Annotated in this window: 1 protein-coding gene; it reads left to right on the forward strand. The window is 53.3% G+C overall.

Going from position 1 to position 525, the window contains the following annotated elements; genetic code table 11:
* Window positions 1–525 (forward strand): IS4 family transposase (locus ACXAH0_RS25130; RefSeq protein WP_475196024.1); only part of this gene is annotated, 525 nt, incomplete at both ends.

Raw genomic sequence — 525 nt, forward strand, 5'->3', positions numbered from 1 at the left:
TACAATAATGCAGACTTCTGGGCCGATATCGATGCTGCGGGCGCGATCTTCGTCACCCGGCCCAAATCCACTCTGGCCTATGAGGTGCAGCACGCAACGGTCCATCACGACTGTCTTGTTGTCGCCGATGAAACCATCGTTCTGGCTCGCAAGCCGGGGCGCAAATACCAAAAGCCCGTTCGTCGCGTCGAAATCTTCGATGAAACCCTCGGGCGGGAACTGGCGTTCATAACCAATGACTTTCGTCGATCTGCCGAAGACATCGCCGACCTGTACAAACGGCGCTGGCAGATCGAACTGTTTTTCAAGTGGATCAAGCAGAACCTCAAAATCAAACGGTTCCTCGCCAAAAATCCAAAGGCCATCCGGCTGCAAATCATAACCGCACTGATTGCCTATGTGCTGCTGAAAAAAGTCCACAAGGCAAACAACATCACCGTGCCGTTGAAACGCCTCGCCGCCGTCGCCGGAAACCACATCCACAACTTATGCGACATAACCCGACTGCTAAATCCAAACGACAGG

The sequence above is a fragment of the Roseibium sp. AWQ4_290 genome (genome assembly GCF_056160985.1).